Source organism: Synechocystis sp. LKSZ1 (assembly GCF_040436315.1).
In the GTDB taxonomy this organism is placed as follows: domain Bacteria; phylum Cyanobacteriota; class Cyanobacteriia; order Cyanobacteriales; family Microcystaceae; genus Synechocystis.
The window spans coordinates 1,856,694-1,872,027 of sequence record NZ_AP031572.1; the positions used below are offsets into that span (position 1 = coordinate 1,856,694).

The 15,334-nt window shown below is 51.0% G+C and carries 15 protein-coding genes; 4 read left to right on the forward strand and 11 right to left on the reverse strand.

The genetic code is table 11. The annotated features are described in order from the left end of the window. Positions 1-258 precede the first annotated feature (258 nt). Together ABXS88_RS08620 and ABXS88_RS08625 are read left to right on the forward strand one after the other, a co-directional pair. Positions 259-1,329 carry a fatty acid desaturase gene (locus ABXS88_RS08620; protein WP_353671638.1) on the forward strand — a complete coding sequence of 357 codons (1,071 nt, stop codon included), beginning with the start codon at positions 259-261 and terminating at the stop codon, positions 1,327-1,329. Positions 1,330-1,621: 292 nt separating this feature from the next. Then, on the forward strand, positions 1,622-2,566 hold the full coding sequence (locus tag ABXS88_RS08625; protein ID WP_353671639.1) for an NAD-dependent epimerase/dehydratase family protein: 945 nt from the start codon (positions 1,622-1,624) through the stop codon (positions 2,564-2,566). On the opposite strand, the gene ABXS88_RS08630 is transcribed toward ABXS88_RS08625, so the two are convergent. The 11 genes from ABXS88_RS08630 to gcvH all read right to left on the reverse strand — a co-directional run bounded on the left by ABXS88_RS08630 (position 2,563) and on the right by gcvH (position 12,538). Beyond that, positions 2,563-2,862: a hypothetical protein gene (locus ABXS88_RS08630; RefSeq protein WP_353671640.1), complete on the reverse strand. Its 300-nt coding sequence runs from the start codon at positions 2,860-2,862 to the stop codon at positions 2,563-2,565. The genes ABXS88_RS08625 and ABXS88_RS08630 overlap by 4 nt on opposite strands. A gap of 61 nt (positions 2,863-2,923) precedes the next feature. Then, positions 2,924-3,574, reverse strand: a complete 651-nt coding sequence (gene upp, locus ABXS88_RS08635; protein ID WP_353671641.1) for a uracil phosphoribosyltransferase — start codon at positions 3,572-3,574, stop codon at positions 2,924-2,926. A 76-nt stretch (positions 3,575-3,650) separates the two neighbouring features. Beyond that, on the reverse strand, positions 3,651-4,235 hold the full coding sequence (locus ABXS88_RS08640) for an exopolysaccharide biosynthesis protein (protein WP_353671642.1): 585 nt from the start codon (positions 4,233-4,235) through the stop codon (positions 3,651-3,653). 95 nt (positions 4,236-4,330) lie between these two features. Then, on the reverse strand, positions 4,331-5,398 hold the full coding sequence (locus tag ABXS88_RS08645) for a ribonucleotide-diphosphate reductase subunit beta (protein ID WP_353671643.1): 1,068 nt from the start codon (positions 5,396-5,398) through the stop codon (positions 4,331-4,333). A 245-nt stretch (positions 5,399-5,643) separates the two neighbouring features. Then, positions 5,644-6,039, reverse strand: coding sequence for an arsenate reductase, glutathione/glutaredoxin type (gene arsC / locus ABXS88_RS08650; protein WP_353671644.1), 396 nt, complete (start codon positions 6,037-6,039; stop codon positions 5,644-5,646). A 23-nt stretch (positions 6,040-6,062) separates the two neighbouring features. Beyond that, positions 6,063-6,677: an arsenical resistance protein ArsH gene (gene arsH / locus ABXS88_RS08655; protein WP_353671645.1), complete on the reverse strand. Its 615-nt coding sequence runs from the start codon at positions 6,675-6,677 to the stop codon at positions 6,063-6,065. Positions 6,678-6,713: 36 nt separating this feature from the next. Next, positions 6,714-7,769, reverse strand: a complete 1,056-nt coding sequence (gene arsB, locus ABXS88_RS08660; protein WP_353671646.1) for an ACR3 family arsenite efflux transporter — start codon at positions 7,767-7,769, stop codon at positions 6,714-6,716. Positions 7,770-7,834: 65 nt separating this feature from the next. Continuing rightward, positions 7,835-8,155, reverse strand: coding sequence for a metalloregulator ArsR/SmtB family transcription factor (locus ABXS88_RS08665; RefSeq protein WP_353671647.1), 321 nt, complete (start codon positions 8,153-8,155; stop codon positions 7,835-7,837). Positions 8,156-8,246: 91 nt separating this feature from the next. Then, positions 8,247-10,151 carry a GTPase gene (locus tag ABXS88_RS08670; protein WP_353671648.1) on the reverse strand — a complete coding sequence of 635 codons (1,905 nt, stop codon included), beginning with the start codon at positions 10,149-10,151 and terminating at the stop codon, positions 8,247-8,249. A gap of 251 nt (positions 10,152-10,402) precedes the next feature. Further along, on the reverse strand, positions 10,403-12,139 hold the full coding sequence (locus ABXS88_RS08675) for an NFACT family protein (RefSeq protein ID WP_353671649.1): 1,737 nt from the start codon (positions 12,137-12,139) through the stop codon (positions 10,403-10,405). 9 nt (positions 12,140-12,148) lie between these two features. After that, the gene (gene gcvH, locus ABXS88_RS08680; RefSeq protein ID WP_353671650.1) at positions 12,149-12,538 is read right to left on the reverse strand and encodes a glycine cleavage system protein GcvH; all 390 of its coding nucleotides are present in this window, start codon (positions 12,536-12,538) and stop codon (positions 12,149-12,151) included. 340 nt (positions 12,539-12,878) lie between these two features. Between gcvH and ABXS88_RS08685 the strand changes: the two genes are divergently transcribed. Next, positions 12,879-15,023, forward strand: a complete 2,145-nt coding sequence (locus tag ABXS88_RS08685; RefSeq protein WP_353671651.1) for an alkaline phosphatase PhoX — start codon at positions 12,879-12,881, stop codon at positions 15,021-15,023. A gap of 150 nt (positions 15,024-15,173) precedes the next feature. Continuing rightward, entirely contained in the window at positions 15,174-15,329 is a 156-nt protein-coding gene (locus ABXS88_RS08690) for a hypothetical protein (protein ID WP_353671652.1), read from the forward strand. The last annotated feature ends 5 nt before the right edge of the window (positions 15,330-15,334 follow it).

Sequence of the window (15,334 nt, forward strand, 5' to 3'; positions counted from 1 at the left end):
ACTTCTCCGTATATCACTGAAACGGCCCTGGCGGGGTTTGTAACCAATGGAGGTTTCTGAACCATTCAATGTATATAGTGTTGGCCTTGACCATTAGCCTATCCACCATCTTCGGTTGTTCTGCTGCGGTTGAACCCAAGACCGCCGGGCCAACTCAAAAGGCCCAGCAGCGAAAATTCTGACAGCTTTTACTCAGTAAACCCGATACAATCAGAAACATTGTGCAAATTTTCTGACTTCACTTCATTGGGTAACTCTGTGCAACTCAAAAATCCACCCTTGACCAGCCAAAAGATTAATTCTGCTAACAAAGAACTTCCCTTCACCTTGCAAGACCTCAAAACCGCGATCCCCGCAGAATGTTTTGAACCGTCTACCGGCCGTTCTCTGGCCTATTTTTTTGCTGACCTCGGTATTGTTGCTGGCCTGTATGCCTTAGCCGCCTACCTCGATTCCTGGTACCTTTACCCGATTTTCTGGCTGGCCCAAGGCACCATGTTTTGGGCCTTGTTTGTGGTAGGCCATGACTGTGGCCATGGTTCCTTTTCCCGCTCCAAGTGGCTCAACAATTTGATTGGCCACCTGGCCCATACCCCCATCCTGGTTCCCTACCATGGTTGGCGCATTAGCCACCGTACCCACCATGCCAATACCGGCAATATCGACACCGATGAAAGTTGGTATCCGGTGACAGAAACGAAGTACGAAGAAATGACCTGGTATGAAAAGCTATTTCGTTTCTACCTACCTTTGCTAGCCTATCCCCTCTATCTTTTCAAGCGTTCTCCCAACCGGGAAGGCTCCCATTTTTTCCCCAATAGCCCCCTCTTTCGTCCTTCCGAAAAAGCAGATGTGCTCACCAGTTCTCTGTGCTGGTTAGCCATGGTGGCATTTTTGGGCGTTTTAACCGTCCAGTTTGGTTGGCTATTTTTACTCAAGTTTTACCTCGTTCCCTACGTTATCTTTGTGATTTGGTTAGACTTGGTGACGTTTTTACACCACACCGAAGCGGATATTCCTTGGTATCGCGGGGAAGATTGGTATTTCCTGAAAGGGGCCCTGTCCACTATTGACCGGGACTATGGTTTTATTAATCCGATCCATCACCACATTGGTACCCACGTGGCCCACCATATTTTTTCCAATATGCCCCACTACCACCTCAAAACCGCGACGGCAGCCATTAAACCGATCCTAGGGGATTACTATCGTTGCTCCGATGAATCGATCTGGAAAAGCTTCTGGCGCTCCTACTGGACTTGTCATTTTGTCCCTAACCTTGGCTCTCCGGTGTTCTATCAATCCCGCTCCCAGGCCAAGAAGGCTTAAAGGTGTGTTGGAAAAGCCCCCTGTCTTCCTCAGATTGGGGGAAAAACTCAGGTTCAGGCCCCTAGACGAGGAGATTGACACCCAATCTTTGAAACCTGACGACACCAATGACTCCACCTTTCCTCCCCTTGGCAAGGGGAGGTGCCACAGGCGGAGAAGTAAAAATCTGTAGCTTCAACGTGAAGGATTAGTATAAGCGGCATTCGTGGAGGGCCTATTGGGGGCAAGGAAGAGCAACACTGCCATGGGATCATGAATAACTAAAATCATTTTTTGTCGTAGGTAAACCGCTATGCGTATTTTGATCATGGGAGGAACCCGCTTTATTGGGGTTTATCTCACTAAAGTCTTAGTTGACCAGGGCCATGAGGTCGTCCTTTTCAATCGGGGAAAACGCCCCGCTCCTCTCCCAGGCCTGCAAGAGATTCAGGGCGACCGTCAGGATATAGATCAACTGAAAGCCAAATTGGCAGGGGAATCCTTTGATGCCATTTTTGATAATAATGGCCGGGAGTTGGCGGATACCCAACCCTTGGTGGAGCTATTCCAGGGCCGTGTCCAGCACTTTGTTTACGTCAGTTCGGCAGGAGTTTATCTCAAGTCTGACCAGATGCCCCACCGGGAAGGCGACCCCATCGATCCCAACAGTCGCCACCGGGGTAAATTTGAAACCGAGGCCTACCTCTCGGAGAGTGGTATTCCCTGGACTTCCGTGCGGCCCACCTATATCTATGGCCCTCAAAATTACAACGATCTAGAGGCTTGGTTTTTTGACCGTCTTGTCCACGACCGGCCCATTCCCATTCCTGGCCAGGGCCAACACTTTACCCAGTTTGGCCATGTACAAGACCTGGCTTTGGCCATGGCGGCTATTCTTGGCAATTCCCAGGCCATTGGCCAGATCTATAATATCTCTGGCGACCGCTACGTCACCTTTGATGGTCTAGCTCGGGCCTGTGCCCAGGCCGTTGGCAAAGATCCCCAGCAGCTCAAACTGGTTCACTACAACCCCAAACAGTTTGACTTTGGCAAACGGAAGGCCTTTCCCCTGCGAGTGCAACACTTTTTTGCAGACATTACTAAAGCCCAGCAGGAATTGGCCTGGCAACCCCAGTTTGACCTCGTGACGGGGCTACAGGATTCCTTTGAGAATGATTATTGTCCATCGGGCCGCCAAGACCAGCAACCCGACTTTAGTCTAGATGACGAAATCTTGGCACGGGTCGCAGGGGCCTAATTTTTCCCTTCTCGTGTCTCCATCCCTAAACTTTCCACATTGCCCAATTGGTAACGCACCTCATCAATGGCCCCGTTCAGTTGGGCAATTTTATCCTCTAGGCGACGACGGGCCAGTTCAATATCCGCTTCGGTTTCCAGGCTATTGAGATCGGTTTCTAGGGAAGATTCCAATTCTGGCTCATTTGCTTTCTTCAAGGCCCGGTTGGCCAACACGGTTCCCAGAACACCACCGACGACACCACCGACCAAACTTCCCCAAAAGAAGCCGCTAGCAAAATTATCTTTTTGACTCATGGTATTTTCCTCCAAACAGCAAAGTAATCACGAATGATTTGATAATCAACTTGTCTAAAAACTAGGTGCCGAAGGCCCGGTCTCCCGCATCTCCTAAACCGGGAACAATATAGCCCTTTTCATTTAATCCTTGATCAATCATAGCGGCGTAGATCGTCAAACTAGGATAGGCGTTACTCAATTGTTGCAGAGCCGGCGGTGCAGCAATCACCGAAATTACCCGCATCAGGGCCGGGTCGGCTCCCCGTTGGGTCAACTCCTGGAGGGCCACCATTAGGGTTCCCCCCGTAGCTAACATCGGGTCAAGAATCACTACTTGGGTTCCAGTGGTAAACCGTTCCGGTAGACGGTTGAAATAGCAAGAGGGATGGAGACTCACTTCATCCCGCACCATACCCAAATGGTACACCGAAGCCAAGGGCAGGAGGGTCTGGGCCCCATCGAGCAGGGACAGGCCGGCTCGGAGGATTGGCACAACGGCCAGGGGCGTTTCCGGGTTAATAAAGGTCGCAGGGGCCTCGGTTAGGGGCGTTTGCACCGTCGTTTCTAGGGTCAGAAACCAGTAGCGGGTGGCCTCGTAGGTCAGCCAGCGGCCCAGTTCCGTCATCGCTGTTTTGAATAAAACCGGTGGTGTTGTCTGATCCCGTGCAATGCCCAGCCAATGTTTGATCAAGGGATGGTCGGGGACATAAACACGGAGTTGGGAGGCCATAGACGAAAAATGTTAATAAACCAATGTGTTCTAGTCTATCAAGCCCGGCCCCTGGGATTTCCGCAGTCTAGGAGAATTAAAAGGCCAAGGACCAGAGCTTGGCCCCCAACAGATAAATGCCCAAGGTAATGCTAAACGTCCAACCGTAGGCAAAGCACATCAGCAGGCCGTCGGCCTCTAGCATGGCCACCGTGAGTAATAAAATACCAATGGCTGGAAATGGATTGGTTAGAGGAATCGGCAGGATCAGCAGAACCGTTAACCAGGCCAAAACCAGGCCATTCAATCGCCAAATGTAGGGATGGGTCGCCAAAACCATTAAACGGGGCCGCGTCACTCGTTCCAAAATCTTGGTTAAGCGCTTGATATGTTTGAGGAGATGCTGGGCAAGGGCCGTGGGAAAAGACGCCCGAGCCATCTGGGCCGGTAACCAGGGCCGATGGAAGCCTAACAGCATTTGCCCCGACAGTAAGAGAATGACGACTCCCGCCACTCCCGTTAGGCCGGGGGGAATGGGAAAAATAAAGGGCAAGGCCAAGAAAGCAATCAGCAGACAAAAGCCTCGTTCCGCCGTGACGTTGAGGATATCCTTTAAGGTCAGGGATTTTTGGGCCACGAGGGTCAACAGGGCCTCAATATCCTGGGAAAATTTGAAGTTCATTGTCCACGCTGGGGCACTTCCCAAATTTTTTGACTATCTTAACTTCTTGGATATCGTCCCTGAGCTTAACTTTTTTCCAAGTCTGGGTACATCCTCTAAATTTCATCCCAACCCGTAATGCCCGACGACATCACGTAGCTGGTGACAGTGGCCTCAAAGAAATTGGCCTTGGTGTGGGCCTCTTTTTTTGTATCAGAAAAACGCTCTAGGTGAGTATAGGGACTCTTGCTATACTTGGCTTCCTTGTAGAGCGGCTCTAGACCAATGGCCCGTAAACGACTATTCGCCAGATATTTAGTATATTGCTCCGTACTCGCTTCAGTAATCCCTAGGATATTGTCCCCTACGATATGATTCGTCCAGGCGCATTCGTACTCAACAGCGCCGGCAAACATTTCATAGATTTGCTCGAGGGAATGGGGAAAGACCTGCATGGCCTCCGGGATTAATTTTTGGTAGAGGCGCACATGGCTCAATTCATCCCGGTTAATCATTTTAAAAATATCGGCACTGCCTGGCATCAACATGCGCGAGGCCAAGTTATAGAAATAGATAAAGCCATTGTAGAAGTAAAGGCCTTCCAGTAAATAATCCGCCAGTAACGCAACAAAATAGTTTTCCTGGGTCGGCTGATCAACGTACTGTTGGTAGAGACCGGCGATAAATTCACAGCGTTCTTTTAAAACCTTATCCGTCCGCCAAAAACCGTAAACATCATTACGGCGCTCCATAGGAATGATGGTCTCAATCATGTACTGATAGCTCTGATTGTGCATCCCTTCCTGGGAAATTTGCTCCGCCATACAGAGACTGATTTCCGGGGCTGTAATACTACTTTTGAGGTGGGGAATATTACAGGTCTGGACAGAATCCAAAAAGGTCAGATACGACAAAATACCATCAAAAGCGTAGCGTTCTTCGTCGGTTAAATTCCAATAGTCGGTAACATCCTGGGTAATATCTAAGCGTTGGGGAATCCAAAAATTTTCCCGCATTTGCTGATACAAACCCACGGCCCAGTTGTAACGCACATCATTCAATTGCATCAGGTTGGTCGTATTGCCAAACCAAATGGTGCGGTGCGCGACGGAATCATCTCCCGTGGGATTAAAGATGGGCGTAATGGGCATCGCGGCGGAGGCAGTCGGCTCGGCTAACAGCATGGTGATTTCAGAGCTTGGATGGACAAGAGCTAGATTAACAAACGGCTTTTTACTCTAGCACAGCATCCCCTAGAAATGCTCAGAAACCCTTTCCCTTAGCGCTCCCTAGCTAATTCTAAGTCAAGGCCTGCGGGTGATACTTAGACAAAAAATCGCTAAAGTCTGACTACACAACTGACCCCACTGTCCCCTTGCGAAGGGAAGGTGCCGCAGGCGGAGGAGTATAAACGTTGTGAACAATCGCCTTAGCTGAGCTGAGTTATCAATTGCTCAACGCGAACCTTGATTTCGTCCCGTACCCGTTGAAAGGTTTCTAGAGGCTGACCATCGGGGTCGTCCAGTTGCCAATCTTCAAAGACTTCCCGCAACACCCAGGCCTCCGGTAAATTCACGCCACAACCGCAGAGGGAAATGACGGCATCGTAGTCCTCCGCTTGAAACTCACTGATGGCTTTAGATTGTTGATCCGAAATATCAATACCAATTTCCTGCATAACCTCGACTGCTGTGGGATGCACCCGCGAGGCCTCCAGGCCAGAACTGGTGACGGCAATTTGGCCCCGCCCGAGGGCCTTGGCGAAGCCTTCAGCCATCTGGGAACGGCAGGAATTTTTCTTACAGGCAAACATTACTTTTTTCATGGTTTTTTCCGTTAAGGGTTGAATTAGGACTGTTGCTGGGCCTTGCGTTCGCTGTGGCGGTCGGTGAGGTAGTCCACCTTATCCCGCAGGAGTAGGGTGAATTTATACAATTCCTCCATGACATCAATGACGCGGTCTCGGTAGGGGGAATCCTTCATGCGGCCCTCGTCATCAAATTCTTGGTAGGCCTTGGCCACAGAAGATTGGTTGGGAATGGTAAACATCCGCATCCAACGGCCCAAAATACGCATGGTATTGACGGCATTAAAGGACTGAGACCCGCCGCTGACCTGCATCACCGCGAGGGTTTTGCCTTGGGTCGGCCGCACCGCACCGATTTCGAGGGGAATCCAATCGATCTGATTTTTGAGAATGCCGGTGATATTGCCGTGCATTTCCGGGGAAGACCACACCTGGCCCTCAGACCACTGGCTCAGGCTTAGCAATTCCTGTACCTTGGGGTGACTATCGGGGACTTGGCCGCGCAGGGGCAGGTCGTGGGAATGGAAAAATTTTACCTCGGCCCCCATCTCCGTGATGATTCGAGCCGCTTCCTCCGCTAGTAGGCGACTGTAGGAACGTTCCCGCAGTGAACCGTAGAGAAATAAAATACGAGGGGGATGGTCAAAGTGACTCATTACTGGATTCCTTAAGGTAAGAAAATGTCGAACTTGCTAGATAGACTTAGCAGGTAAGAAATAATGTTTTTCAAACCAAAACGCTACATTAACCAAACCAATCAAAACTGGCACTTCGATTAACGGGCCAATCACAGTGGCAAAAACAACTCCAGAATTAATACCGAATACGCCTACGGCTACGGCAATAGCCAACTCAAAGTTATTGCCGGCGGCAGTAAATGCGACACTAGCCGCTTGGCTATAGTTTGTCTTAATTTTCCAAGCCATGTAAAAGCTAGTGAAAAACATAAGTGCAAAATAGAGAATTAGTGGGATTGCAATTCGCACCACATCCAGTGGAATTTGTACAATCAAATTCCCTTTTAGACTAAACATCACAACGATAGTAAAGAGGAGAGCAACGAGCGTTAGGGGACTAATTCTAGGCAGAAATTTTTCGTAATACCATTGTTTGCCCTGGGCTTTGACTAAAAAGAAGCGGGTTAGAAATCCAGCCAAAAATGGAATTCCCAAATAGATCAACACGCTATGGGCAATCTCAGCAATACTCACATTAACGACACTGCCTTGTACCCCAAATAGTGGTGGCAAAACACTTAAAAAGAACCAGGCATAGGGACTATAGAAAACCACCTGAAAGAGGCTATTAAAGGCAACTAGTCCAGCTGTATACTCAGTATTTCCCCTTGCGAGGTCACTCCAAACTACTACCATTGCAATACAACGGGCTAGGCCTATCAAGATTAATCCCACCATATAATCTGGATAGTCACGCAGTAAGAAGATTGCTAAGAAAAACATTAAAAATGGGCCAATAACCCAATTTTGTAAGAGAGAAATACCAAGAACTTTACTGTTGCGTAAAACGTGCCCTAGCTCCTCGTAACGCACCTTTGCCAAGGGGGGATACATCATTAAAATCAAGCCGATGGCGATCGGTATATTAGTCGCGCCAACTTGAAATTGATTGATGATTTGATCAATGGCTGGGAAAAAGTAGCTGATACCGACCCCAGCAAGCATCGCAAAAAAAATCCACAGGGTTAGGAAACGATCCAAAAAGGAGAGTTGTTTCAGCGTTGTCGTCATAATCGATGCATCAACTAATCTTGATGCATCGATTATATATCAATTAATCTTGATTTATCAACACATCACTCTGTCTCAAGGCAATTTCGAGTCGGAAAGAGCTCCCCGAAGCGTCGATACTGACTGAGGTACTCTTCGAGCTTGAGAAATTGGGCCAAGTTGAGGCGGTAATAACTCCAGCGGCCCTGTTGCCGCATTTGCACCAGTTGAGATTCCTTCAGGGTTTTCAGGTGGAAAGAAAGCTTGGACTGACTCACCTCCAATAAGTCACAGAGGTCACACACACAAAGTTCCTGGGAGCGGAGATGGTCAAGAATCCGCAGGCGTAATGGATCGGACAGGGCCTGGAAGCCCGCCTGAAATTCCCTCAAATCAGTCATTGACATTGGCAAAAAGGGCCGCAAATGGGGATACAGTGCAACCAGCACTCACAACGGCACTCCCCCTATCCTACAATTTTTCTGGGTGATTTTTGTACTAATTGGCTGGAGCTTGGCAGTAATGGTTAAAGCGGGCCTCTAGTTGAGCGGCCGTCAAATTCTGCGTCCAATATTCAATTAAGGCATGGCCCAGAGCCCAGGCATTGCGGTCGGGGGCCGTGCGATTATCTATCAAGACGGGCCAGAGGGCCATTAGATCAAAGCTCTGGGTTTCGGCTCCCGTTCGGTTGAGCAGGGTGAAGAGGTCGTAGGCCAACTGCAATTTCCCGATCACCACCGGCAACTGTTCGATGGGAATTTGCTCTGCCAAGAGGTAGGCCAGGGCCGGTGACCCCGTGGACAGCGTGGAAATCACCTTCAGAACCGGGCTTTTCAGCAAGGCAGTCAGGCCCTGAGTCGTCGTCAACTGAAAGGTATAGCGGTCAATTAATTTAGCGGCGGCCAGGGTACGGGCCTCTAGGTTGTCCAGAAAACGGGCCAAGCGCTGTTGTTTGGCCGGAGCGATGGTGGCCAGGAGGGTTAAAGATAAGGCCTCAAGGCCCCAGGCCCGTCGTCCTAAACTCGCATCCTCGGTGACCAGGGGCAGAACCTGGGTGCAATAATCTCCTAACTGCTCACTGCGGTATTGCAGGGCTTCTCGAATGGCTACTTCCTTGGCCTGGGTTCCCCATTGCCAATCGTAGGGGGGTTGCCATTCCCGCACGGGCCGGAGTCGATCTACCTGGGTAACGATCAAGAGTACTGGCAGGGAGGGAATTTGCTGGTGGAGGTCGCGCAGAAATTCCCCATCCATCTGCAAAGACGGATCGAGGGCCGGGGTCAGCAGGAGTACCAGATCGGCCTGCCCCGCATAGTCCAGCACCTGTTGCCGTAGGTCTGAGCGTTGATTTTGCTCGTAGCCAGGGCTATCCCAGAGTAGAAGGCTTTCCCCCGTAGGAGTTTGCCACTGGAATTCCGCCAGGGTTTTGGTACTGGGCAGGAGATCGGTTTTAGCCAGATTTTTTTGAAAAAGGGTATTAATTAAACTACTCTTACCGGCCCCGGTGCGGCCAACCAGGAGTAATCGCAAGGGTTCCTCCGCCAAGGTTTCGGGGGACTCTGCCTGCTGGAATAATTCTCGCAGGGCCTGGGTTTTGGCCTTGGCTAGTTGGGGCGTTGCACTGGGCAGTTGTTCCAGGGCCGGAGATTGAGAACCGTAGAGCAGGATGGCCTGGCGAGCCAGGTTGCGTAACACATTTTCCCGTAGGAGTTGGCCCAGATTTCCCAGCAGTTGTTGGGTCGCTTGCTGACTGGTGTTGGCACTGGCTAAACGGGCCGCCGCTGCCGCTGGGTTCAATAGCCATTGACTCCAGTTCCACAGTTGCCAGAGTTTTTTCAGGGACGGTTCCAGACGTTGGTAGACCTCGTAGGATTGATAGGCCTGGCCCAAGGTGACTTGATTCAAGGCGGGCGAGAGGGTGGCAACCCAACGATCTAGGTCATCCACTGTGCCCCGTAGTAGTTGATAGGCATCGGGGAGGTAAATATTAAGTAACGGATATTTCACACCGGGATGATGGGCCTGGGCCACCAGGGTAATCACGGCTTGGCACCGCTGGCCAAAGATGGAGAGGTCTTGCCAGAGGGGCGGATCGGCCTGGGCCTGTTGGAGAATGCCGCGCAAACCAGCTTCAATCTGCGGCAGAATCTGGCCCTCGTCCGGGGGGAGGTCGAGAGTCGGAACGTCGGGTTGGCCAAAACTCTGATTTAGGGCCATGGGGGCCGTCCACCGCACTAAAAGCCAACGCCAAGGGACCAAAATAAGCAGAATAACCGCCCAAATCCAGTTCAGGCCCCAGGCATGAATTTGGTAACTAGCGGCAACGAGCAGAAAGACGATAACCCCCGCCGGAGGGGCCATCAGCAGAAACCATTGCCATCGCTGAAAACGAATTGGGGTCATCGGTCAAGCGGGAACGTTGGGTTGCGATTGCCTCAATTCTAGTCCTCCCCGAAGGAGTCACGAATAGCGAGTCCCTTCCAGGGCCATCTGCCTACAAAAAAACCAGTGAGCGGATCACTGGTGCAAAATGTTGTTGTTGAGTGAGGAAATCTTGGCTGCGTGTTCCCAACTCGCGGAGCGTTGGATTCCTTATGCTACGAATTGTAACATGCAACACGAAAATTTTGTTACAAAAAAGTAAGGATTTTTCCCTAATCAGATGTTTTTAGATATAGTGGGATGTTGGAAGGTTTTCCCCAAAGGACGACTTCCTGCTGATAAACCACCATGCCGGGCCGAGCGCCCTTGGGTTTAAAAACGTATTTCGGTTGAGTATAAATAACGGGAACTTGTTCACTGCCCCGGGCCTGGCTGTAGTAGGCGGCCCAATCCGCCGCACATTGCAGGTCGCTTTCCTCAACGCTGGCCCCCGGTGGAACCCGAAGCAAAACATGACTGCCGGCAATTTCTTGGCTATGGAACCAGAGGTCGTAGTCCGTTGCCACTCGGAAGGTGAGGTAATCATTTTGGCGATTATTACGGCCGATCCAGACCTCAAAACCGGACGGACTGGCCTGCTGGTGGGGCTGGAAGGTTTCAGTTTTGCGGAGACTGCGGGGATAGGGACTGTCTAAGTATTTCTGCTCGATGAGTTCCTCTCGAATTTCCTCCAGGGCCTGGAGGTCTTCTGCTTGGTGCTGGTTGGTCAGTTGTGCGAGGCTGGCTTCAATTTGTGCCAGGTAGGCCAATTCCGCTTGCACGTTTTCGAGGAGAGGTAGAACGACGGTTTTAGCCCGTTTTAATTTTTGATGTTGGCGGTACAGGGCCTGGGCCGTTTGGATGGCATTTTTATCGGGCCGCAGGGGAATCCGCACGGGTTGGCCCGTCTCGAAATCCGTCAGTACCATTTCCGTCATGCCCGCCTGCCATTGATAGCTATGGGCCATGAGGAGATCCGCCTGCTGTTGATACTGCTCCGATTGCTCCGATTCCGCTAAGCGTTGCTGAAAGAGAAGCGCTTTCTGTTGGAGTTTTTTATGGTGATACTGGACTTTTTGCTGGAGTTGCTGGCGTAGCTGTTGGCACTGTTCCCGCCGTTGGCCATGGCTATAGTAATCATTGATCAAGGTATTCACCTTGCCCACGGGTTCCAGCAGGCCCTGGCCCAGAACCGTATAACCGTTGCTCGTCCAACCCGGATGGAACTGCTCGGTTTCTAAGGCCTTTAACCAGGCCTGCCAGGCTTGAAACAGGCCCTGCCAATGGACTGGAGTCAGGTCAGTATTGGCAACAGTTTCTGGGAGTTGCGCCTGGGTCAACAGGGCCTGGGCCACCATCGGACTCACCCCCCGATAGATTTTAATCAACTGTTGTTTGAGGGGGCCAGGAATCAGGCTCAGTCGTTCCTGCCAGCGGGTTTGATCCTCGTCTAGACGGGGACATTCTCCCAAGAGAACCGGCGGTGGCGTATAGGGTTGGCCCGTTTGCACCGTTCTGACCCGCGATTGCTGGGCATTGACCTGATGGGCCACGGTGATAATTTGCTGGTGGGCATCGGTGAGCACCAGGTTGCTGTATTTGCCCATAATTTCCAAATAGAGATGGAAATGGGGGGCCTCACCGGGACGCGGGGCCACTTGTAAATCCAGAACCCGTTCCCAGGGGGCCAGGGGGGCCAGGGCGGTCAGGGCCAATCCCTTAATTTGGTGCCGCAGTTGGTCGCTAAAGGTAAAGGTGTCGGCATGGGTGGGTGGGGCCTCTCCCAGACAAAGCCGAGCGGCCTGGGGATGCCAACAGAGGGTCAACCAACCCCGGTGTTGCAAGGTTCGCAGGGCCAGGGCCAGGGTGTAGCGGTCGCGCTGATAAACCTGTTCAATCCGGGCCGGTAGCCATTGCTGACGGAGTTCCGCCACAATCGCCGTCAGCGTTGTGAAATCAAAGGATTGCATGGCGGAGTCCTAGGCTTCCCCGGAGACCGCGGCCCGGTATTCCTGGGCAGATAGGGTGTGCTGGGGCAGGGATTCACCCGCCTTAACCTGGACTTTCACCAACCAGGCCTCACCGTAGGGGTCACTGTTGAGTAATTCCGGGTTGTCCAACAGTTGTTCGTTCACCTCCACCACAGTGCCACTGACCGGCGCGTAGAGGTCGGAGGCGGCCTTAACGGATTCCACAGCCCCAAAACTGGTCTGCACCGTTAGCTCATCCCCCACTGCGGGCAATTCGACAAACACAATATCGCCCAACTCATCGACGGCGAAGGCACTTAGGCCAACAGTGGCCATCTCCCCGACTAGACGTACATATTCGTGGCTATCTAGGTAGCGCAGATCCTCTGGGTATTCCATGGGCTTAACAGTAATGTCCTCTGGCTAGTTTACCCCATCTCTTAAATTGGCCCTGGCTTTGTCTAGCAATTTGGCGGAGTTATCTCCCCTTCACTTCTCCTTCTGCTATCACTACCGAGAATTTAGGAAACTGGCTCAATTGTATCGAGATTATGGAAAATTTTAGCTCAACATTTAATCATACAATAGCCCATTCTTAATCTTGAAATGAAAAGGTATAGAGTTGGTCAGGCCTCTTGGCAGAGTAATCGTCTATCCCTAATAGACCGCCAAGGAAAATAATTTATTTGCACTCGAGAGGCCCTGAACCCTAGTTATACTTCGGAGAACACTCGCGTTTATGTCTTTTGATACCAATCAGCCCAGCCTAGTCCAGGGCCTCGCTGGATACACGACGGATCCACTCTTCACAGTCGGTGAAACCATTGGCAACTATACGCCTGTTGGAATTCTCGACGGAATTGGCGCCATTGAACTCAATGGCACCACCGTTCGTTTTTACGTTAACCATGAATTAGGGCCCACCGTTGGCTATGCTTACTCCCTTGAAAATGGTACGCAATTGAAGGGGGGCCGGGTTAGCTACTTTGATGTTGACAAGCGCACTCTTAGTATTGTTGATGCGGGACTCGCCTACGACACCATCGTCAACCGAGCCGGTCAAGTCGTCGCTTCTTCGAGCGTTTATTCGCCAAGTAATCCCAGCGGCTTGGATAGCGCAACTGGATTAAATCGTCTTTGCTCTGCTTCTTTGTTTGAACCTAACCAATTTGGTTCGGGCCGGGGGTTAGTAGATCCAATTTTCTTCACCGGAGAAGAAAGTGCTGGGACAAACTATGCCCTAGACATCCAAACAAATACGCTGTACGCCCTCCCCGCCTTTGGCCGTGCCGGCTATGAAAACGTCGCTGAAGTAGACACCGGAACCACCGATAAAGTTGCGTTTGTCATTGGTGATGATACTGGCTTCTCACCGTTGTACATGTACGTCGGTAATAAAAATGCTAAGGGCGATGGTAGCTTTTTAGATCGCAATGGCCTAGCTTCTGGCAAGGTCTACGCTTGGGTTGCCGATGATCCCACGAATCCTAATGACCCGATCGAACTTAGCGCTGAGACCTTCAAGGGTACCAATAACTCGACCAATGGCAGGTTTGTCGAGATTGCCTATTACGATCCTGCGCAAGCCGGTACAAATGGCTACGATAACCTAGGATACGCAACCACCACCAAGCAAGACGACTTAGCGGCCGCTGTGAATGCATTCCAGTTGGCTCGTCCTGAGGATGTTTCTACCAATCCTGCTGATGGTACCCAGTTTGCTGTCAATGCGACGGGAACAGGTAACTTTGATAAGTGGGGAACCGTATACCGATTCGATATTGATTTCCAAAATATCGCTGCCGGTAATATCACCGCAAAGGTTGACATCCTGTTTGATGGCAATGAAGCCAACAAGCAAGACTTTGGTTTGCGGAGTCCCGATAACCTAGATTGGGCTGATGATGGCAAGATTTATCTCCAAGAAGACCGCTCCATTGACGCTTTTGGAACTATCTCTGGAGAAGAAGCTTCCCTGTATAGCCTCAATCCTTCTGTGTCTGATCCCTCCGCAACGTTAACTCGCATTGCTCAAGTTGATCGTTCTGCGTTACCGGCAGGTCAAACTGATCCAGTTCCCAATGATATTGGCAACTGGGAAACCTCTGGAATTCTGGATGTTTCCACCCTATTCGGTAACAATCCCGGTGATCTCATTGTCTTTGATGTGCAGGCGCACAGTCTCAAAGATGGAGCAATTAGTAGCCAAAATCTTGTAGAGGGAGGCCAACTCCTATTTTTGGTTGGCCCTGAGGCTACTTTAGTGCAAGACAGCGCCCTCGTGGTCGGTTCTAATGTTGCAGATACCAAGCTTGGCGGGATTGATTTTGATGGGGTTAATGATCTCGTCTTTACTGGTGCAGGCAATGATGAAGTGGATGTCCCGCTGGCAGGGGCATTGAGCGGCTTTAACCGCATTAGCGTTGGTAGTGGTAAAGATACGGTGTTTGCCGCCGATGACGATCGCGTCTTTGGTGATGCTGGCGATGACCTGCTAGATGCCACAGATGCATCAGGCTATCGTCTCTCTGGTGGAGCCGGTAATGACGACTTATTCCTCGGCGTGAATGGCCGGGCCCTGGGGGGAGACGGTAACGACCGCTTCTTCGTCCAGTCCGGTGGCGGTAATATTCTCTCTGGTGGCGCGGGCTCTGACCAATTCTGGATGCTGACGGATAGCTTACCCAGTTCTCCCAATACCATTGCCGACTTTACCCCAGGTACCGATGTGATCGGTATTGCTAACCAAGGGGCCGGGGTTGATTTTGCTGACCTCAGCTTCTCCGGTAACAACATTGCTCTCAACGGTGTCACCTTCGCCACCTTGACCGGCATTCAAACCAATACCTTAACCGCGGCTAACTTTGTGTTTGCGTCTCTGTAAACCAATTGACTTAGCCTATTAAGCCAGGGCCTGGATTTGGCCTCAGTGCTTTTATCTCAGGGAGTTGCCAGCAGGTAGCTCCCTTTTTGGGGGTGATAGTTTGGCCATGGGGATTATCCTTGGTAGAGGCCATCAATAGGACTGGCCCAGTTGGATAAATATCTCGATGATTTAGGATTGGATACCGGTTGGTTAGTGATCTTTGACCGTCGACCGGGGTCGTCTACCATGGGAGAACGAATCGAGATCGAGACAGAGGAAGTAATAAGTCCGGCGGGCCGAGCCATTATCGTGATTCACAGTTAGGCCTG